General features: G+C 39.1%; 17 protein-coding genes. 12 read left to right on the top strand and 5 right to left on the bottom strand.

Going from position 1 to position 21,478, the window contains the following annotated elements; genetic code table 11:
- Nucleotides 1-242: 242 nt before the first annotated feature.
- A complete protein-coding gene (locus AAZR93_RS04985; RefSeq protein ID WP_434719136.1) occupies nucleotides 243-587 on the top strand; it encodes a hypothetical protein in 345 nt (114 codons plus the stop codon).
- 121 nt (nucleotides 588-708) lie between these two features.
- Here the strand turns inward: AAZR93_RS04985 and yeiP are convergent, their stop codons facing one another.
- The 3 genes from yeiP to AAZR93_RS04970 all read right to left on the bottom strand — a co-directional run bounded on the left by yeiP (nucleotide 709) and on the right by AAZR93_RS04970 (nucleotide 3,286).
- Nucleotides 709-1,281, bottom strand: a complete 573-nt coding sequence (gene yeiP, locus AAZR93_RS04980; protein WP_294105312.1) for an elongation factor P-like protein YeiP — start codon at nucleotides 1,279-1,281, stop codon at nucleotides 709-711.
- Between the two features lie 141 nt (nucleotides 1,282-1,422).
- On the bottom strand, nucleotides 1,423-2,667 hold the full coding sequence (gene mtr / locus AAZR93_RS04975) for a tryptophan permease (RefSeq protein ID WP_294105315.1): 1,245 nt from the start codon (nucleotides 2,665-2,667) through the stop codon (nucleotides 1,423-1,425).
- 181 nt (nucleotides 2,668-2,848) lie between these two features.
- Nucleotides 2,849-3,286: a nucleotide triphosphate diphosphatase NUDT15 gene (locus AAZR93_RS04970; protein WP_434719135.1), complete on the bottom strand. Its 438-nt coding sequence runs from the start codon at nucleotides 3,284-3,286 to the stop codon at nucleotides 2,849-2,851.
- 167 nt (nucleotides 3,287-3,453) lie between these two features.
- Here AAZR93_RS04970 and fruK point away from each other — a divergent pair, with 167 nt between their 5' ends.
- The gene (gene fruK, locus AAZR93_RS04965) at nucleotides 3,454-4,389 is read left to right on the top strand and encodes a 1-phosphofructokinase (RefSeq protein WP_294105321.1); all 936 of its coding nucleotides are present in this window, start codon (nucleotides 3,454-3,456) and stop codon (nucleotides 4,387-4,389) included.
- Between the two features lie 53 nt (nucleotides 4,390-4,442).
- Here the strand turns inward: fruK and nfo are convergent, their stop codons facing one another.
- Both nfo and AAZR93_RS04955 read right to left on the bottom strand, forming a co-directional pair.
- A complete protein-coding gene (gene nfo / locus AAZR93_RS04960) occupies nucleotides 4,443-5,288 on the bottom strand; it encodes a deoxyribonuclease IV (RefSeq protein ID WP_294105323.1) in 846 nt (281 codons plus the stop codon).
- Between the two features lie 95 nt (nucleotides 5,289-5,383).
- Complete coding sequence (locus tag AAZR93_RS04955) at nucleotides 5,384-6,463, bottom strand: YeiH family protein (RefSeq protein ID WP_336429792.1); 1,080 nt, start codon at nucleotides 6,461-6,463, stop codon at nucleotides 5,384-5,386.
- A 192-nt stretch (nucleotides 6,464-6,655) separates the two neighbouring features.
- On the opposite strand from AAZR93_RS04955, the gene yieE reads away from it, so the two are divergent.
- The 10 genes from yieE (at nucleotide 6,656) to dld (ending at nucleotide 21,437) form a co-directional block, all read left to right on the top strand.
- A complete protein-coding gene (gene yieE / locus AAZR93_RS04950; RefSeq protein ID WP_434719134.1) occupies nucleotides 6,656-7,519 on the top strand; it encodes a DNA-binding transcriptional regulator YeiE in 864 nt (287 codons plus the stop codon).
- Nucleotides 7,520-7,919: 400 nt separating this feature from the next.
- Nucleotides 7,920-9,410 carry an amino acid permease gene (locus AAZR93_RS04945; protein WP_294105334.1) on the top strand — a complete coding sequence of 497 codons (1,491 nt, stop codon included), beginning with the start codon at nucleotides 7,920-7,922 and terminating at the stop codon, nucleotides 9,408-9,410.
- A gap of 249 nt (nucleotides 9,411-9,659) precedes the next feature.
- Nucleotides 9,660-10,829, top strand: a complete 1,170-nt coding sequence (locus AAZR93_RS04940) for an ABC transporter substrate-binding protein (protein WP_434719133.1) — start codon at nucleotides 9,660-9,662, stop codon at nucleotides 10,827-10,829.
- Nucleotides 10,830-10,926: 97 nt separating this feature from the next.
- Nucleotides 10,927-11,937 carry a FecCD family ABC transporter permease gene (locus tag AAZR93_RS04935; RefSeq protein WP_434719638.1) on the top strand — a complete coding sequence of 337 codons (1,011 nt, stop codon included), beginning with the start codon at nucleotides 10,927-10,929 and terminating at the stop codon, nucleotides 11,935-11,937.
- Nucleotides 11,931-12,719, top strand: a complete 789-nt coding sequence (locus AAZR93_RS04930) for an ABC transporter ATP-binding protein (protein ID WP_294106174.1) — start codon at nucleotides 11,931-11,933, stop codon at nucleotides 12,717-12,719. The genes AAZR93_RS04935 and AAZR93_RS04930 overlap by 7 nt, the downstream gene beginning before the upstream one ends.
- Before the next feature lie 281 nt (nucleotides 12,720-13,000).
- The gene (locus AAZR93_RS04925; RefSeq protein ID WP_434719637.1) at nucleotides 13,001-14,983 is read left to right on the top strand and encodes a ligand-gated channel protein; all 1,983 of its coding nucleotides are present in this window, start codon (nucleotides 13,001-13,003) and stop codon (nucleotides 14,981-14,983) included.
- A gap of 382 nt (nucleotides 14,984-15,365) precedes the next feature.
- Entirely contained in the window at nucleotides 15,366-15,581 is a 216-nt protein-coding gene (locus AAZR93_RS04920) for a hypothetical protein (RefSeq protein WP_294105338.1), read from the top strand.
- Complete coding sequence (locus AAZR93_RS04915; RefSeq protein ID WP_294105339.1) at nucleotides 15,571-16,953, top strand: APC family permease; 1,383 nt, start codon at nucleotides 15,571-15,573, stop codon at nucleotides 16,951-16,953. Before AAZR93_RS04920 ends, AAZR93_RS04915 begins: the two co-directional genes overlap by 11 nt.
- Nucleotides 16,954-17,376: 423 nt before the next feature.
- Nucleotides 17,377-19,413 (top strand): DUF4034 domain-containing protein, encoded by a 2,037-nt coding sequence (locus AAZR93_RS04910; protein ID WP_434719132.1) that lies wholly within the window; start codon nucleotides 17,377-17,379, stop codon nucleotides 19,411-19,413.
- A gap of 281 nt (nucleotides 19,414-19,694) precedes the next feature.
- The gene (gene dld, locus AAZR93_RS04905; RefSeq protein WP_294105342.1) at nucleotides 19,695-21,437 is read left to right on the top strand and encodes a D-lactate dehydrogenase; all 1,743 of its coding nucleotides are present in this window, start codon (nucleotides 19,695-19,697) and stop codon (nucleotides 21,435-21,437) included.
- Nucleotides 21,438-21,478: the final 41 nt, after the last annotated feature.

Raw genomic sequence — 21,478 nt, 5'->3', positions numbered from 1 at the left:
ATAGATTAAAAAAGAAATGAAGTATAAATTGTAGAGTTAAACATAATAATGTGATGAACCTATCTAATATAATTTTATTTATCCAACTAAAAGTAATATAAAAAACTACGGCTATTATTGAAATCCACACTTTTCCTTTTAATTTAATATCTCGTCATCGAACAGAGAAATATAAATAAATATTTTAACTGTAAACAAATCTTTGTAAATGACGATAACATAATTTTAATAGGAAAATCTCAATGACTCACTCAGTAAAGAAGATGGCAAAAGTAATTCTTGCATTAACAGCCCTAACGGCTAGCGTGACAGCGTTTGCATCACAGTCTAGTGGCCTGAAGCAAGCACATACAGGTGTTATTCATTTTACAGGTTCAATTGTCGCGCCACCTTGTGTTATCGAAACGAGTGGTCATAAAGTTGAGACTCAGTGTTGGCATGATAACGGTAATACGAAAACGATTTCTGTTGATGTGACTAAGTTAAAAGGAAAAGATGTTCAATTACCAAATAATAAAGGAACACAAAAATTTAATTGGATAAATAAAGATAACAAATTAGGTCTTTATACTGTTGTTTATGATTAATAAATGATTGATAGCAAATGAATGGTAAGAAATATCAAAAAGGTCAATGAGGGGAGTTGAATGTGTGACGATATTGTATGCCTACGGATATAACTCCCTAGGCATACCGACGTGAGTGTTCTTAATCGCTGCGTCCCATATAACGACGCTCAGCAATATGAATACGAATTTTATCACCTGTAGAGAGGTATTCAGGTACCAGTACAGTTAAACCCGTAGGTAAGGTGGCCGGTTTATTACGAGCACTTGCAGACGCGCCTTTAATACCTGGAGCTGTTTCGATAATAACCATATCGACAGTCTGTGGTAATTCTAATGCAAGAACTTGTCCTTCCATAGTTAGAACTTGCATTCCTGGTAGGCCTTCTTCAGGGATGAAAAGTAATTCATCTTCAATATCCGCTTTTTTAAATAGATAAGGCGTGTAATCTTCATTATCCATGAAAACATACTCATCACCATCTATGTAAGAAAAGCTGACCGCACGGCGAGTTAACGAAATCAAATCAAGATTATCATCGCCTTTGAAACGTTCTTCAACTTTTTGGCCAGTTTTGATATCAGTAAAGCGCATTTTATACAGAGTACTTGCACCACGAGCGCTTGGTGCTTGAATATCGATATCTTTTACAAGTAATAATTTACCATTGTAGTTAATTGCTAAACCACGTTTGATTTCATTGGCCTTGGCCATAAATAACCTTCATTTTAGTCATTGTCAAAAGAGTGCGACAAAATTACTCGTAGATAAGCGATTAGGCAAGATGTTGATATCAATTTTATGTAAAAAAATCCCTAGTTAATGAACTAGGGATGGTGTTTTAGCTGAATGAGATTAATAAATAGGAAGTAGGCCAAACAAAGACAATATATGTGCGACCGCATTGATGACACCGAAAAGGATCACAAAGCCGATGATAAATGCGCCACCGGGTGCTTTATAACTGTTATTTGGAAAACGTTTACGACTTGCTCTTGCCATTAAGGCGGGCACGATGACTGCCCATATTGTTGCAGCAAGACCTGCAAAACCAATCGCATAAATAAAGCCATTCGGAAAAATTAAAGCCAGTACAGTTGGTGGCAAAAATGTCATTAACACTGACTTGAAACGGCCGGGCTTGTTATCATCAAATTTAAAGAAATCAGCAATAAAATCAAACAAGCCAAGGGAAACACCTAAAAATGAACTGGCTAATGCCATATAAGAAAACAGGTTCAAAAATTGAGAAATAAAACTATTTTGAGTGGAAATATTCATTTGAGTTAGCAATGAATCAATATTATTACCACTTTCTCTTATCTCAATAAAGGCTGAGCGAGGGATATTTCCTTGGATAGCATACTGCCATAAAATATAAATAGTGACAGTGATTATCGAGCCATAAACTAAGCTTAAAACGACGCTACGACTGTCTTTATTATAATATTTAACCAGTCCAGGCACGTTGCCATGGTAACCAAATGAAGTTAATAAGTAAGGTAGGGCCGCTAATGCATAAGGTAAGTATTGAGTATCGTTCTGTTCTATTTGGTTAAATAAAATAGAGGGTGATGCCGTTGTTACCATGCCACCAATAGACATAATAAAGGTAATCACCATTCCGCCAATTAAAATGGTGCTTAGTCGGTCAACTGCACGAGTTGATCTCCAGACAAAAAAAGCCACGATGACGGCAAATATTAATCCTGCAAGCGCTTGTGGAATTTGTATGTATTGCGATAAATTGCCCGTAATTATTGAGCTACCAGCAGAAATATAAGCGTAAGTTAAAATATAAAGTACAAAAGTAATCGATAGGCTATTAATTGAGTTCCATGTAGAACCGAGCAAGTCTTTTACAACGGTATGAAAACTAGCACCCGCCGGATAATTCATATTAGCTTCTAAAATCATCAAACCTGAAAGAAGCATACAAACAAAGGTGTAAAGGAGTAGGGCAACTGAGCCTGAAAACCAAATACCGGAAGTCACCATTGGGATTGAAAACATACCAGCACCGACGGCGGTGCCTGCAATAATCATCGAGCCGCCTAATATGGACGGGCGTTTTTGTTGTTTTACAGCATCAACTGACATGGTGACCTCTAAATTTACCGTTTCAATGTACTAGCTAAATGATACATAGCGAATGTGATAATGTAAATAAAAAAGACGCAATATAATTTGAAAAAAAGGAATAATTTTAGAGGATTGTGTAAGAAACGAACAAATAGAACTCTGTGGTGGTCCTATTTATTCGCTTAAGTTCGTTATTTAATTAGGGTACAGGATGATAAAAACGCTTAGTTAGCCAGAGATCAATGGCATTACGGCTTGCTTCGAAATGTGGTTCAGGTAGCTCATTGGGGAGAACCCACATAATGCTTTCACATTTATCTTTTTCCATATTACAAGGCGCAATATCGTTATCGTATTCAACATGCATACAGATAGAAACCGTATGTTTACCTTCTTGTTGATAAGTTTGTAAATTATTACTGATACCGAATATTGTTGGCGTATTGATATCAATGCCTATTTCTTCTTTAATTTCACGTATGGCACAAGCTTCAAAGGATTCACCTGGGTCAACATGCCCACCAAAAATTGACCAGTAAGGAGCGTGTTTACTACTGCGTTTGCCGATTAAAATTTGCCCTTGTTTGTTAGTAATGATGACACCCACCCCAACAACGACATTGACAGAACTGGACATGAATTATTCCTATTTTTGTATTTTATCTGTGTGTAAATTTTGCCACGTTAGCGTAGAAATACAATTAGGAAAAATATAAATATCACTGAAAGCAGTACGCTTTAATGTTATAACTGTGAATAGAAAATCTTGTTATATGACAATAATGATAAGGGAGATTAGTGGTTATGACTCGCCGGGTTGCTACAATTACATTAAATCCTGCCTATGATCTTGTCGGGCTTTGTCCATCAATTGAAGTCGGTGAAGTTAACCTTGTTAAAACTGCCAGCCTGAATGCTGGAGGCAAAGGGGTTAACGTTGCGAAAGTATTACGTGATCTTGGTGTTGATATCACGGTTAGTGGTTTTATGGGAAAAGAAAACCAAGAGGAGTTTCAACATTTTTTCAGTGAAAATGGGATGGCAAACCGTTTTAGTATGGTGCCAGGACGTACCCGTATTAATGTTAAATTGACTGAAAATAATGGTGAGTCGACTGATTTTAATTTTTCAGGCTTCGATGTGAGCCAAGACGATTGGAATCGATTTTCAACAGAATCGTTAAACTGGCTCGGCCACTTTGATATGGTGGTCGTCAGTGGCAGTTTACCCAATGGCGTCGATCCTCAAGAATTTACACGCTGGATGACTCGTTTACGTCAGTTATGTCCTTGTATTATTTTTGATAGTAGCCGTGAAGCGCTTAAAGCAGGGCTTAAAGCATCACCATGGCTTGTAAAGCCAAATCGGCATGAGCTCGAAGTTTGGGCTGGTCGCAAATTACCTGATTTAAATGACGTTATTGCTGCAGCGCATGAGTTGCGTGATAAAGGTATTTCTCATGTTGTTATTTCGCTCGGAGAGGAAGGGGCGTTGTGGGTAAATGCTTCCGGTTCTTGGTTGGCAAAACCACCTCATTGTGAGGTCATTAGCACAGTGGGTGCCGGCGATTCTATGGTTGCAGGACTTGCCTATGGTTTATTAAATGGTGAATCCAGTGAGCATACGTTACGTATGGCAACGGCTATTTCAGCGTTATCGGTATCACAGGCTGACGTTGGTCTTAAAAATCGCAATAAGTTAGCGGATATGATGGCTAAAATTGAAATGAAGTCTTTGTAATCTGAGATTAGCATGAGAAGGGGTGGTGAATGTCACCCCTTTAACGATTTAATTTAACTATTCTGTTGAGATTTAAGCCAAGCAATTTCTTGTGGCCAAATATCCGGATTGACGGTTTCTAATATTAATGGAATGCCATCAAAACGTGAGTCTTTCATGATATAGCTAAAAGGTGCATAACCAATATTACCTTCACCAAGGCTATGGTGGCGGTCAACTCGGCTAGCAAATTCACTTTTCGCATCATTGAGATGCATACCTTTTAGAAACTCAAACCCTACGATATCTGAAAATTGCTTAAAGGTATTTTCACAGGTTTCTTCTGTCCGTAAGTCATAACCTGCGGCAAATGCATGGCAAGTATCAATACATACACCTACTCGACTTTTGTCTTTGACACCTTCGATGATTTTTGCCAGATGAACAAAATCAAAACCAAGATTAGTCCCTTGTCCTGCGGTATTTTCAATCACCGCGGTCACGCCTTCCGTTTCATTTAACGCAATGTTAATGGATTCCGCGATGCGTGCTAGGCAGTCATCTACATCAATTTGTTTTAAATGACTACCTGGGTGGAAGTTTAATAAGTCGATACCTAATTGTTCGCAGCGTTGTAATTCATCGATAAATGCAGCACGCGATTTTTCTAGTGCTTCAATTTCAGGGTGGCCTAAATTGATTAAATAACTGTCATGAGGCAATATTTGATGCTTGCCATAGCCATATTTAGCGCAGTTATCTTTAAATTTTTTAATCACTTCTTCTGAAAGTGGGGCGGCTTTCCATTGGCGTTGGTTTTTGGTGAATAACGCAAAGGCTGTCGCATTAATTTCATGGGCGCGAATAACGGCTTGATCAACACCACCAGAGGCGCTGACGTGTGCTCCAACATATTTCATTATTGACTCCTATTTTTTAGGAGTATGACATTAATCAACAAAAAAATGAACTCAACAAAAAGCCGCTTTAAAAAGCGGCTATAGAAAAGAATGAATTAAAAAATAGTTTGAATAACTAGGTTTATAAATAGTCCACCAACAATTAACCAAATAAATAAAATCAAAGCCATGAGTAGAGGTTTGATCCCTGCTTGACGAATAGCACTAACATGGGTGGTCAATCCAAGAGCAACCATGGCCATTGCCAGCAAGATAGTATCTAACGTGATAATGTGGTGTACCAACGCTTGTGGCAATAAATTAAATGAATTAAATGCCGCAACCAAGATAAAAATAACCGCAAACCATGGAATGGTGATTTTATTTTTCTGCGCACTGGTACCATTTTTTTTGGCGATTTTACGACTTAAAAAAGCCGACAGTATGATTAGAAATGGCGCTAGCATCATCACACGGATCATTTTGGCTATTACGGATGCATTTTCAGCTTCGGGTCCAATCGTGTGGCCTGCGGCAACAACCTGTGCAACTTCATGTACGGTAGAGCCAATAAAAATACCAAAAGTTTCTTGAGTGGCAGGAAACCAGCCGTAATGCATGTTTAGTTGGTATATCCATGGATAAACAAAGATACAAATGGTACCGAAAATCACAACGGTAGAAACTGCAACAGCAACTTTACTCGCAGGCGCATTGATCACAGGTTCGGTCGCCATTACCGCGGCGGCACCACAAATACTACTGCCTGCACCGATTAAGATAGTGGTTTCATCATCTAAACCAAAAACCTTTTTTCCTAACCAATAAGCCAGTAAGAAGGTTGATGTTAGAGTTAGAGCATCGATTAATATGCCTGTTGCGCCAACATCAGTAATTTGTTGGAAAGTAAGACGAAAGCCATACAAAATTATCCCAGCACGTAAAAAATAATGCTTAGCAAATTTAATACCCGCATCACAAGATTGGCTAGCAACGGGATAAACTGTATTACCAACAAATATACCTAATAAAATAGCCAAGGTTAAAGCTCCAAGGCCGATATCGATAAACCAAGATTGTTCACCTAAATAAATAGAAATAGCGGTTAGTATCCCAGCGAGAATGATCCCAGGCAAGAGTTTGAATATAGGATGCATATTATGTTGTGCAATCTCATTAGTTTCAGTTTTATTCATTTTAATGCTCTTCATTACTGCTTAGATGAATTTGTAATAAGCATATAACAAAAATTATAATAATTTAAATTGATTGTATTCATATAATCTATCTATAAAACAGGTTAATAATTTTTTCTGGTATATTGCTAACAAATCATTAATATTAACAATATTATTACAAATACTATAAGGCATCTTGGGGCTATCTTTATGCGAATAACACTTAGGCAACTAGAGGTTTTTACTGAAGTATTAAAAAGTGGCTCCACCACGCAAGCATCTCTCTCATTAGCGCTATCTCAGTCTGCGGTGAGCGCGTCTTTGACTGATTTAGAAGGGCAATTGGGCGTTCAGTTATTTGACCGTGTCGGTAAACGATTAGTGACAAATGAACACGGGCGACTCCTCTATCCTAAAGCTTTAGCGTTGCTAGATCAGGGATATGAAGTTGAGCAATTGTTTAAAAAAGAGATGGGAGCAGTACGACTCGCGGCAAGTACCACGATAGGTAACTATATATTGCCTCAAATTTTAGCAGGTTATCGTCATGACAACCCAGACATTCCTCTCGAATTATTTATTGGTAATACCGATGAAGTGATTAAAGCTGTGATGGAATTTCGCGCTGATGTAGGGTTAATTGAAGGCGTGTGTCACAGTTCTGACCTTGTTTCTAAATCGTGGTTAAAAGATGAGCTTGTGATTTTTGTAGCACCAAATAACCCATTAGCGGGTAGAACGGTGATATTAAAAGAGCTCCGAGACGCACCTTGGATTTTGCGTGAAAGAGGCTCAGGTACTCGGGATGTATTAGACCAATTATTATTTGCCCATTTGCCAAGCTTTCATATTTTAATGGAGTTAGGTAATTCAGAGGCGATTAAACATGCTGTTCGTTTTGGCATGGGAGTGAGTTGTTTATCTAGACGTGTCATAGCCGAACAGCTAGAAAATGGCTCATTAGTTGAATTAAAAGTTGAAAAACAGCATTTAGAAAGAACACTATATTTGATTTATCATCGACAGAAACATCTTTCCAAGGCTATTACTAATTTGCTTGATTATTGTAACTAGGCTCCTTTACCCGTCATACTTCGCGCTGTCGGGTTGTTGACTGCACTCAGTTACTCGGGTCACATACTGTTGTATGCTTCCCGAGCTATCCTCGATTGTCGCCTACCGACAACGCGAATTATTTAGGGTAAATTTTAGATTAGAAAAGTTAAAACGATAAATCTTATTTTTATAGTGAAGAGTGCTAGTTGCCTGGAGTTGTTTAGAATAAATCTGGGGTCATTGTTAAAGTAATTTAAATATTGAGCAATATATCATCAATTTTATATTATGGTGTTTTGCTTATAATTATTGATGGATTATGAAGGTATCTTATAACAGCAAAGAGTTGCTTAGTTCTGGCGGGATGTTTTGCTAGAATTCCGGCGATATTGGCTGAATAATAAAAAACAGGGAACAGATGTCAGAACAACATACCAAGACTGTCTCGCAAGGCGGACCTCAAAGACTACGTCGTGAATTAAAATCTCGCCATCTTGCTATGATTGCTATTGGCGGCTCTATAGGCACAGGTCTATTTGTTGCATCAGGTGCAACAGTTGCTCAAGCAGGCCCCGGTGGTGCACTACTTTCTTACGCTATCATTGGCTTAATGGTCTATTTTTTAATGACCAGTTTAGGTGAATTAGCGGCTTATATGCCAGTATCTGGCTCATTTGCTACTTACGGTGCTAAATACGTTGATGAAGGTTTTGGTTTCGCACTCGGTTGGAATTACTGGTACAACTGGGCTGTAACCATTGCAGTTGACCTTGTGGCTGCACAATTAGTGATGGCCTATTGGTTTCCTGATACTCCAGGCTGGATCTGGAGCGCTATTTTCCTTGCCGTTATTTTTCTCCTTAACTTTATCTCAGTAAAAGGTTTCGGTGAGGCTGAATATTGGTTCTCATTAATTAAAGTAGTTACTGTCGTTGTGTTTATAACGGTAGGTGTATTAATGATTATCGGTATTATGAATGGTGCGCCAAATGCAGGATGGCATAACTGGGAAATCGCCGATGCGCCTTTTGCTGGTGGCTTTTCAGCAATGATTGGTGTGGCGATGATCGTTGGGTTCTCGTTCCAAGGCACTGAATTAATTGGTATCGCAGCCGGTGAATCAAAAGATCCAGCTAAGAATATCCCCAAAGCAGTACGTAAAGTCTTTTGGCGTATACTTTTATTCTATATCTTCGCAATCTTAATTATTAGCTTAATCATTCCTTATACTGACCCAAGTCTATTGCGTAATGATGTGAAAGATATCAGCGTGAGTCCATTCACCTTAGTATTTGAAAATGCAGGTCTGCTTTCTGCCGCTGCTGTCATGAATGCTGTAATTTTAACAGCTGTGTTATCGGCGGGTAACTCTGGCATGTATGCCTCGACACGTATGCTATATACCCTTGCTCGTGAAGGTAAAGCCCCTCGTATATTTGCGCGTTTATCTAAAGGTGGTGTGCCTCGTTATGCTTTAGTGGCAACGACCGTTATTGCTGGTTTATGCTTTTTGAGCTCAATGTTTGGTAACCAATCAGTTTATTTATGGTTATTGAACACCTCAGGCATGACAGGCTTCATTGCGTGGCTAGGTATTGCAGTTAGCCATTATCGTTTCCGTAAAGGCTATATGGCTCAAGGCAGAAATCTTAATGACTTACCTTATGTGTCAGGGTTCTTCCCAATCGGTCCAATTTTTGCTTTTGGGCTCTGTTTAATTATCACCCTTGGACAAAACTACCAAGCATTTTTAGCAGATAGAATTGATTGGGTGGGTGTTACAGCGACTTATATTGGTATTCCTCTTTTCTTAGCTATTTGGTTTGGCTATAAAATTGTGAAGAAAACAACGATTATCCGCTATAAAGAGATGGATTTTCCTACTTATCATGAAAATTTGAATAAGTAGCCCCCTTAGTTAACTAATTATTTATTTTAAATAATAGAATGATAAAAAACAGTATCTTGTAACGAGGTGCTGTTTTTTTACTATATAACGCTTATAAATATTCAAATAGTCGATAAAACGAACAAAAAGTATAACTTTTCGATATAGCTCACAATATTGCATATATATAGCTTATGATAAAACTAATAATCGCATTGATAAGTATTCTTATTTGCTTTATTGTTACCGCATAGAAATAAGTGTGAATGAATGGGGTTGATTGTGAAGCTTAATACTATGTCGTCGATAGCCAAGAAGTCGATAGCTAGGTCGGTAGTAAAGGGGATAAGTTTAACATTATTAGCGGGTGCAAGTTTTGGTTCATGGGCGGTAACTGTGACCGATATTGCAGGTCGTACCGTTGAAGTGCCTGATGATGTTAACCGTATCTTACTTGGTGAAGGTCGTTTATTCAGCGCAGTTGCGTTACTTGAAGGTGATAAACCGATAGAGCGAATCGTTGGATGGCAAGGGGATTTACGTAAGCTAGACCCGCAAACCTACGCAGTATATAAAGCAAAATTCCCCGCAATCGATAATATCCCATTAATCGGTAATACTAGCGCTGATAGCGTTAGTTCTGAGAAGGTATTAACACTTAATCCTGATATTGCCATCTTCGGTATCTCTGGGCATGGTCCGGGTAAAAATAGTGAATTAGTCAATCAGCTTGAAAAAGCGGGCATTCCGGTTGTATTTGTTGATTTTAGAGATAATCCACTTAAGAATACGTTGCCAAGTATACGTTTGCTCGGCAAAGCGTTAAATCGTGAACAAGTCGCTAATAAATATATCGATTTTTATGAAAGAAATCAGAAATTGGTGACTGACGTTACGGCAAAAATACCTGAAGATAAAAAACCAACGGTATTTATTGAGTTACGCGCAGGAGCATTTGAAGACTGTTGTGGCACCGCTGGTGATGGAAGCATGGGTAATTTTATCGATCTTGCTGGCGGTAAAAATATCGCGAAAGGTGTTTTGCCCGGGGCGCTAGGCACGATGAACTTAGAAAAAATTATTGCATCTGATCCGAATATTTACATTGCTAGTGGCGCTAAAGCCCCCGGCAGTCAAGATGTAGGTATTCAATTGGGTGCGCAAAGCACTAACGAAGACGCTAAAAGCAGTTTGCAAAAAATTGTTGATCGCAAAGGAATTAATGCCTTATCTGCCATCAAAGATGGGAATGATCATGCTATTTGGCATAATTATTATAACTCGCCATATAACGTTATTGCGACGCAAGTCTTTGCTAAATGGTTTTACCCGGAGCAATTTGCCGACCTTGACCCGCAAAAAACACTCGAGGAACTTCATAATGAGTTTCTTACAGTCGAGCCAACTGGCGTATATTGGGTCAGCAAAAAATCATTATAGTGGGTAAGAATCAATGAGTATCACGAGCGAGCCGATAGTTGTTACTGAGCAAGCGGCAAAAAATACAGACGATGGTGTTAAGCTGCATTATCAGCAAATGCTGCGTCGTCGATTAGTATGGATAGGCGTTATTGTCGCGGCTATTTTATTATCTTTAGTTATCGATTTTACTTTAGGGCCTTCAGGTTTAGCGCTTGAAAAGCTTTGGCAAACCCTGATCACACCAGAAGCCGTTGATGCGGGTACGCGTGTAATTGTGTGGGATATTCGTTTGCCATATGCATTAATGGCTGTCGTCATTGGGATGTCATTAGGTTTAGCGGGTGCAGAAATGCAAACTATTTTGAATAACCCGTTAGCGAGCCCGTTCACATTAGGGGTATCTAGTGCCGCTGCTTTTGGTGCTGCGTTAGCAATTGTTTCTGGAATTGCGATCCCCGGCGTGCCTGACCAATGGGTTATTTCTGCAAATGCATTTATTTTTGCACTTTTGGCGGCTCTAATGCTAGATGCAGTCACTCGCTGGACTCGCGTTGCGACTTCAGGCGTTGTTTTATTTGGTATCGCCTTGGTCTTTACCTTTAACGCATTGGTTTCGATGATGCAATTCATTGCTACTGAAGATACGCTACAAGGTTTGGTTTTTTGGACTATGGGTAGCTTGTCGAAAGCGACTTGGATAAAACTAGGCGTGATGGCATTGGTTTTCGCATTAATTTTCCCAATTGCCATGATGAGTTCATGGAAACTGACGGCATTACGTCTTGGTGAAGATAGAGCGATTAGTTTCGGTATTGATGTGCGTCGCCTACGTTTGACGACATTATTGCGTATTAGTATTTTGTCAGCATTGGCTGTGGCATTCGTGGGACCTATTGCGTTTATTGGTTTAGTTGCACCGCATATTGCACGTTTAATTTTTGGTGAAGACCACCGTTTTTACTTGCCAGCAAGTGCATTAATTGGCGCATTGATATTATCAATGGCATCGATAGCTTCTAAAAACATTATACCGGGTGTCATTATTCCTGTGGGCATCGTGACTTCGTTGGTAGGGGTACCGTTCTTTCTTAGTATTATTTTGCGTCACAGAGGAAACGTATCATGAGCGGATTGATAATTAATCGGTTTAATGCAGGTTATCCTAAGCGCGCAGTGATAGAGAATCTCTCTACGCAAGTATTACCAAGGGGGAAAATAACGGTATTACTTGGACCAAATGGCAGCGGTAAATCAACGTTATTGCGTTCTTTAGCGGGTTTGAATAAATCGACGGGTCAAATATTATTAGATGGGCTCGATTTAATGCAGCAAAACTTTGCCCAGCGCGCACAGAATGTGGTGTATTTACCACAGAGTTTGCCCGCAGGTGTTCATCTTTATGTTTTAGAGTCGGTTATTGTTGCTCAAAGAGCGTCAGGTGGATTGAATAATAAAAGCAATAAAGATGAAGTGATGCATTTATTGCGTCAATTAGGTATTGAACATTTAGCATTAAGTTATTTAGACCAATTATCCGGCGGTCAAAAACAGCTTGTTGGTTTGGCTCAATCTTTAATTCGTCAGCCCAATTTATTATTGTTGGATGAGCCACTTAGCGCATTAGATTTAAATTATCAATATCATGTGATGGATTTGGTTGCAAAAGAAACGAAGCGGCGAAATATAATTACAGTGGTTGTTGTTCACGATATTAATATTGCATTACGTCACGCAGAACATGTATTAATGCTGAAGCAAGGTAATTTGATTGCGCAAGGGAAACCTGAAGAGGTGATTACCCCTGAAAGTTTAGCAGAAGTTTACGGTGTGAGAGGACGCATAGAGCGCTGTTCACAAGGTGTGCCTCAGGTACTTATCGACGGGCTAGTTGAAAAACTGGCAAGTTAGATTATTTAAAATTACTAATATTAATGGTAATAAAGTGCTTATTAATTGAATAAGCACTTTAGGAGTATTTATAGATTTAATTTCATATAAAAATAAAAGATAGAAAATAATAATTACCCACAGAAAATTTAATCTCTTTATTTGCTAGTTAATATAGCATGAATTTTCTATGGGTATTTAAATACTCAATAATAAAAATAATAGATTTTCATGGTTCACTGAATCTAATGTCGAGCATATATCAGTTCATGTTGAAAAATATATTTCTTGGAGAGTTGGGAATGGTTGTTTTTAATAAAAGAAAAATAGCAATTAGCGTAATTGCGGCTATCACTGCTATACCTGCATTAGCGGATGATAGTAAAGATACAATTTATGTCACTACGGCGTCAGGTTATCAACAAAAAATTGAAGATGCTCCGGCCTCAATTTCAGTTGTGACGCGTGAACAATTAGAAAATAAAGCTTACCGTGATGTCACTGATGCGCTGAAAGATGTCCCCGGTGTTTTAGTAACTGGCGGTGGTAGTAGCTCTGATATTAGTATCCGGGGTATGGATGCTAAATATACGATGATTTTAATTGATGGCAAACGTGTAGATACTCGTAGTACCCGCCCAAATAGTGACGGTTCAGGTATTGAACAAGGATGGTTGCCACCATTACCTGCTATTGAACGTATTGAAGTAGTGCGTGGACCAATGTCTTCGCTTTATGGCTCTGATGCGATGGGGGGGGTTATTAATATTATTACTCGTCGCGTACAGCAAGAGTGGACAACTAGTTTACGAGCCGATACTACGCTAACTGAGCGTAAGAATTCAGGTAATACAGGGCAAGGAAGTTTATATACATCAGGCCCACTTATTGATGGTTTATTAGGTGTAAAACTGCAAGGTCAATATTCTCATCGTGGTGAAGATAAAATTATTGACGGTTTTAATCGTCAAATAATGACTAGTGGTGGTGCAACAGTATCGTTAACCCCTGATGATAAAAATACCTTTGATGCAGAGTTTAAACGTGATAATCAACACCGTGATGACCGTGAAGGTTATACCAATAAAAAAGGTGATGGTAGCGGCTTTAGCAAATATGAACTGACTCATATGGCGTTAACACATACAGGTATTTATGATATTGCCTCAACCGATACCTATGTTCAGTATGATGAGACTAAAAATCCAGGTCGTAAAATGACAGCGGAAGACCTTGTTTTCCGTAATCAAAGTGTATTTTTATTGGGTGACCATAGTTTAAGTGTGGGTGGCCAATATCGTAAAGAAAAACTAAAAGATGAAGGCAATAAGTTTAAACAATATAATGAATTAGATAGATACAGCTGGGCGTTATTTGCGGAAGATGAATGGCTAATGACTAATGATTTCGCCTTAACTGGTGGCCTTCGTATGGATAAAGACGAAAACTATGGCTCTCATTGGACTCCGCGTTTATACGGTGTATGGCATGCGGATGAACAGTGGACGATTAAAGGCGGTGTAACTACAGGTTATAAAGCACCAAGCTTACGTGAATCATCCGCAAACTGGGGGCAAGCTACGGGTGGGAGTAAAGGAAATGCCGTTATTTACGGTAATCCAAACCTAAAACCGGAAAAAAGTGTAACAGAGGAAATTGGCGTTATTTGGAATAATCAAGATAATATTACTGCTGGTGTGACTATCTATAATACTGACTTTAAAGACAAAATTACCGAAATTAGGCGTTGTGAAAAAGATAGCTCTACAGTGAGGCCATGTACGATCCCTGAAGATGGTGAAGGTGACAAACCAAATCAACCATATAACTTTATTAGCGAAAAAGCGAATGTTGATAAAGCAAGAATGCGTGGTGTAGAAGTAACCTTTAACTGGCGTATAGTTGATGATTTAAGTTTTGCCGCTAATTATACTTATACAGATACTGAACAAAAAAGTGGTGTGAATAAAGGTAAACCATTAAATAAACAACCTAAGCATATGGGTAATAGCACACTGACGTGGAATACCACTGAGGACTTAGAAACTTGGACGCGTATGAATTTCCGAGGCAAAACCTCAGAATATCAAGGTCGCGGACAAAAAATGTCAAGCGGCACACCATCCTATGCATTGTTTGATTTAGGCGCAAGTTACAAATTAAGCAAAAATGCTAATTTAGTTGGTGGAGTATATAACTTATTAGATCGTCGTATTGACAATGAAAGCTATGGTGCTGAGCTAGAAGGCCGTCGCTACAATATCGGTGTTAACTACAACTTCTAATTAGAGTTGCTTATCACAATTAATATGAGCCCTTTGGCAATAAACCAAAGGGTTTTTTTTTATCTATAATAAAGGGAATGAAACAATTTTCACCTTCAAAATTGATAGAAAAATGAGGGTTATTAGTTATAAGAGTAAAATGAACGAAATCATCAGAAATACTCATCGAAAAGAAAGGGATTAGTAACAATATGACTTGCTATTTGATGGTATGGCGTGCAAAATGCGCCAACAAAAAAAGACTGATGCCTAATTAAAATAGCATCGGTTTTTTTTATTTAGAGTTCATCCATTTTTATGGGGCCGGTTAATAGACCGGATAGATAATTTTTATATTTTTGTGTAGCTAAAATGTAATGCTACCGATTTGAGGAATGCTTTTATGGGTTACTTTTTCGCATTAGCAGCAGGGCCTACTGGTCGTCGCTGCCGTATTGATGACTATGGGGCTATTAGCGCCTTCGCTCGCCTGCCGTTTTATCTTCCTTCATTCTTTTCTGCCTATAGGCAGATGCAAAGTCTTCCCAGTAGCTATCGATTGAGTCAAATATTTAAGACTCAATCGACAGTTATGGGAGGGCTTAGACATGCCAAATAGCTCAATACCTTTATCTATCGGCCCTAACCAAACGGGTGCGAATAACCGCGTACAGCTTGCAAAAACACTGACTTTGCTGCAAGTCGTGATGATTGGTATCGCCTATATCCAGCCAATGACAATATTTGATACTTTCGGTATGGTATCGGATAAAACGGGTGGACACGTCCCAACTTCATACATTATTGCACTTGCTGCGATACTGTTTACAGCACTGAGCTACGGCAAATTGGTGAAACGTTTCCCATCTGCGGGTTCAGCCTATACTTATGCCCAAAAATCAATGAGCCCTCATATAGGCTTTTTAGTGGGCTGGACATCTTTGCTGTCCTATATATTTATGCCAATGATAAACATCTTATTGGCGAAGATTTATTTACAAGACATTTTCCCAACAGTTGAACCTGCGATATTTGTGGTCGGTCTGGTCATTATCATGACAGCAGCAAACTTACGCGGTATTAATGTGATTGCAAATCTCAGTACTATTATTGCAATTATACAAGTTGGGGTAATGGTCGTCTTTACTGGCCTTGTGATCCACGGTGTAAGTAGTGGCGAGGGTACGGGAGAAATATGGACTTTCAATCCATTCGGTAATGAAAAAACAGAAATGATCCCGCTGATTGCTGGTGCAACTATTTTATGTTTTTCATTCTTAGGTTTTGATGGATTAAGCTCGCTCTCAGAAGAAACGCCGAATGCAGGTAAAGTGATCCCACGCGCTATTTTCTTAACGGCGCTTATTGGTGGTGTTATCTTTATTACTGTTTCGTTTTTCTTGCAGCAATATTTCCCTGATGTATCACGTTTCAAGAATATTAATGAGACACAGCCTGATATTATGCGATTTGTGGCGGGTACATTCTTCCAGTCAATCATCTTAGTATTCTCATGTGTTACTGTGTTGGCATCAGGCATGGCAGCGCATGCAGGTAGTGCACGTTTGATGTATGTTATGGGTCGTGATGGCGTATTCCCAGAGAAAATATTTGGCTATGTAAGTCCTAAATGGCGTACACCGGCTTATAATGTTTTGTTAGTTGGTGTATTAGCGCTCGGTGCTATCTGGTTTGAGATGGATTTTGCAACCGCATTGATTAACTTTGGTGCATTGATTGCGTTTACCTTTGTAAATATCTCTGTTATCAGTCAGTTTTTTATCCGAGAACGACGTACTCAAGGTTTTAAAAATATCTTCAACTATTTGATTTTACCAATAATAGGCACACTCACTGTTTGTGTGCTATGGCTTAATATCGAAGAAGATTCGATGGTATATGGTTTAATTTGGACAGCGGTCGGCCTTATTTATATGGCTATTTTGACCCGGATGTTTAAACGGCCTATGCCTCAAATGAGCGACGTCTAAATTTCCTCGTCATACTTCATGTTGTTTCGGCGTTAGCTTCGCTTGCTAGCCCTAGTGCTTCTAGGGTCTAGCTCGCTTTGCCGCAATTTCCTCGTCATACTTCACGTTGTATCGGCGTTGACTTCGCTTGCTATCCCTAGTCACATACTTATGTATGCTCCTAGGGCCTAGCTCGCTTTGCCGCCTTGCTACAACATGAATTATTTAGAGGAAATATTTATATATTAAACTTAAATCTTTAGGGTTTTTTACTTCTAATTTATAACTGCCCAACCCTTCAATCCTTCAAACTTATATAAGATCTATTCCTTAATTCTTATTTTAATTTTTAAACGCTATGTTATTGTTATGCAAAATTAATATTACCTTATTGATGCACTGATAGTGCTATTTGAGTTAAAGGAATAAGGAAATTGGCATAAAATGTCATCTGCAATCAGCTCTATAGAGTCATACATCGAAAAACGTAACTATTTGCGTTCATTACTGGCTTCCCATCAATTTGAACAGCTTGATCTATTGCTGAATAATATGCAGCAGCAATGGCTAGAAAAATCATCTGAACCATTTGATTATGAATGGTTTATTAGTGATTTACTTGACCCAACAAAGATTGCGGCTGATATACTTTCTCATTTAGATACTTGGATCAAAAGTAATCCAACGTCCTATCATGGGTATTTACTTCTGGGTTGTTATTGGGAAGCTGCAGCGGCACGTATTCGAACCTCTAATGGGGGAGAATATGTAAGTGATGACCGCTGGATTGGAGCTCAACTTGCTCGAGATTTAGGGTTAGTATCCTATTTGCGCGCAATATCATTACATGAGCGTCCTGCTTATGCATTGCGCCGAATGATGCGCTTAACAGCCTATCTCGGAGAACCACAATGGCTATACGACTTAGCTTATGGTCGTGAGCCATATACTTATGTGCAATTGCAAAATGATATTGACCCCGAAATATGGCGTGCTGGTTTGCGTCGCTTACTCGATGAAGGTGGCGACTTAGCGTTTATTCCTCAAGAGTTACCTAGTAACCTTCCTATTCGTGAAACAGATGAAGTTAAAACATATTGGTTGAATGCGACTTTAGCTATTCGCCCTCAAGATGTTGGCATTCGCAATGAGTACCTTTACTTCCTTTACCCGCGCTGGGGGGGTAGCCATGAACAAATGGCAGAGTTTATCGAAGGGGCTGTATGTGAAACATTGAGTGAGCAAGAGCGTAATATTTTGTGGATCACTAAAGCTTGGGATTTCCTTGGTTATTCTATCTATTTTCCCGAGCAAGAAGACCATGATGAAATTGAATATTGTTGTGATGCATTTGAACAGTTATTAGCGTTGGATTTAGCTGAGGAACAGCGTGCTCGTGTACTGTATCAATATGCCAATTTCCGTGCACATTACGGCAAACAAGATGGCGTTTGGCAAGTAGAAAAAATGCAGCTTTGTTATGAACTATTAGCAAAAGCATGGCAAATAAGTCCGGCCATGGCTAACCCACAAATGGGATTAGATACATTGATGAGCTGCATTAATTTCGCGCATATTAATGATAGTTATAATTTATTACCTCAATGGTTGGAGCGATTACAGCTGTTGGGTGATGATAAATATGCTGTCATTCTGGCCGCAGTAGCCAGTAAGTTTGGACTGTATGGTATTTCGAAGGGACAATTCGATCATCAGGCACTAATGGCTCAAGCTAAATTTTTAGATGCGGAAGATCTTGATGTGGGGCAAGCCGCCGCTAATTTATTTGGCTCTCAATCTGAAGACGCGGCAATTTACCTATTGCAGCAAGCCTGTGAATGGGGCGATATTTCAGCAATGGCAACGTTATCAGACGTATATGCAGGGGTATTATCACGTCAGAACGATCGTGATATCAATACCTATAAAGATAATGCGTTGCGAACGTATTGGATGGAACGCGCTGCAAACGGTGGTGATGCGACTAGCCAATATAATTTAGCCTATGGGATTCTTGAAGATAATGAAGAGTTGAGTCCAGAGCAGTATCAGCAAACGAAAAAATTATTACTCAATGCAATGAATACATCCAATGTACGGCGAGATGTTTGGGAACGTTCAGCACATAGGCTCGCAACCTTATTGATATTTGGTGATATTCAAGATGATATGCTGCTGTGTCTTGATACCGTATTACCCGCTTTATGGAATGATGAAAGTGTGGAAAACCAAGTGTTTGCTGCCGGCTATTATGCTTTGGCGTTTCATTTGGGCGCTGGGTGTACCCGAAATAGCTATTTGGCTAAAGTTTGGTTAGAGCGCGGATTGGAATTAGCACCAGAAGATAGTTATTTGGCTGACCGAGCAGCAGAGATATTCCGACATAAAGAACTGCTGGGTGGGGCTCGTGCCAAAATAGGTTTTAGTAAAGATCAAAAGTTAATGGATCAACATGGATATAATTTAACTTTTGGTGAGTAAAATAGTTCAGTAGCGTTATTGCAAGTGGCATTACCACAAAAATAGCGCTACGATTTTTCCATTCTAACTGAAATTATGCGTTACCTTTGTATAAAGTTATGGCAACAACCGCTAGATAGATATTTTATCGTCCTCAATCAACGTTTAGCAATATATCGCTGTTTTCTCTTTCCTTAATGCCAAGTTTAAGGAAACGTAATAACCTACTAATACACTAATATTATGTGATATTGTTGTTATATCTAATGACAGCACAACTTTGTGTATAGGAAGATGAGTAAATGACAGATACAAAAAGCCCTGAGAATCAACGATTACTACTCACACTCAGGAACATTGTTGGCAAAAAAAATATTCTCACTGAGCCTCATAAAACAGAACGTTATCGTAAAGGCTTTCGTTCTGGGGTTGGTGATGCGATAGCGGTAGTTTTTCCGACCACATTGTTGGAGCAGTGGTATGTATTCAAAGCTTGTGTTGAGGCAGATAAAATTGTTTTGATGCAAGCGGCTAATACAGGGTTAACAGAGGGCTCAACGCCAAGTGGTTATGATTATGATCGCGATATTGTGATTATCAGCACGCTAAGACTAAACCAAATTCAAGTGCTACCTGAGTTTAATCAGGTGGTGGCAATGCCCGGTAGTACCTTATATGACTTAGAAAAAATATTAAAACCTTTAGGCCGAGAGCCTCATTCTTTAATTGGTTCATCTTGTATTGGTGCTTCTGTTGTTGGTGGTATCTGTAATAGCTCAGGTGGATCGTTAGTACGCCGTGGGCCTGCTTATACAGAATTAGCGCTGTATGGGCGTGTAAATGATGAAGGCAAAGTTGAGCTGATTAATCATCTAGGGATTGATCTAGGTGAAACACCGGAAGCAATATTAAATAATTTACAAAACCGAGCTTACGGTAGTGAAGATGTACAAGTAAGTGAAAAATTGGCATCTGACCATGAATATGCGCAGCGAGTGCGAGACGTTGATGCGGATACACCGTCACGTTTTAATGCAGATGAACGACGTTTATTTGAAGCATCAGGTTGTGCGGGTAAATTGGCTGTTTTTGCTGTGCGCTTAGATACATTCCCCGCAGATAAATCCACACAAGTCTTTTATATTGGTTCCAATAATCCGGATGTGTTAGAGGATATTCGTCGTCATATATTGAGTGAATTTAAAAACTTACCTGTAGCGGGTGAGTATATGCATCGCGGTTGTTTTGATATTGCCGAAATTTACGGTAAAGATACCTTTTTAATGATTGATAAATTTGGCACCGATAAAATGCCAATGTTTTTCACTATAAAAGGTCGTCTGGATGCAATTTTAAATAAAGTGCCATTGTTGCCCTCAAATTTAGTGGATAGAGGAATGCAATTGTTGAGTAAATTATGGCCATCACATTTACCGCCTCGTATGAAAGAATTTCGTGACCGCTATGAACATCATTTAATGTTAAAAATGGCAGGTGATGGTATTGATGAAGCTAAAGTATGGCTAAAAGCATTCTTTGCCAGCGCGGATGGTGGTTATTTTGAATGTACAGCGGAAGAGGGTGCTAAAGCCTTTTTACATCGCTTCGCCGCCGCAGGTTCAGCAGTGCGTTATCATGCTGTTCATGCTAAAGATGTTGAAGATGTTTTGCCTCTGGATATTGCGCTTAGACGTAATGACACTCAGTGGTTTGAACAACTTCCACCTGAAATAGAAGATCTGCTCGTACATAAACTCTATTGCGGACATTTTATGTGCCATGTAATGCATCAAGATTATGTTTTAAAGAAAGGGGTTAACCCGAAAGAGTTAAAAGAGAAAATGTTAGCCCTACTGGATGAGCGTGGAGCACAATATCCCGCAGAGCATAACGTTGGGCATTTATATAAAGCACAACCGCAACTAAAATCTTTCTATAAAGACGCTGATCCGACGAATACCATGAACCCTGGACTCGGTAAAACGACTAAACGTAAGAATTGGGAAGGGGATTGTGGTTGTGATAGCCATTCTGGTGAACACTAATTAAAACATCTTCCTTATAAAAATGGGCAGATTATCTGCCC

The sequence above is a fragment of the Providencia sp. Je.9.19 genome (assembly GCF_051129765.1).
In the GTDB taxonomy this organism is placed as follows: domain Bacteria; phylum Pseudomonadota; class Gammaproteobacteria; order Enterobacterales; family Enterobacteriaceae; genus Providencia.
This window is presented reverse-complemented; position numbering and strand designations above follow the sequence as displayed.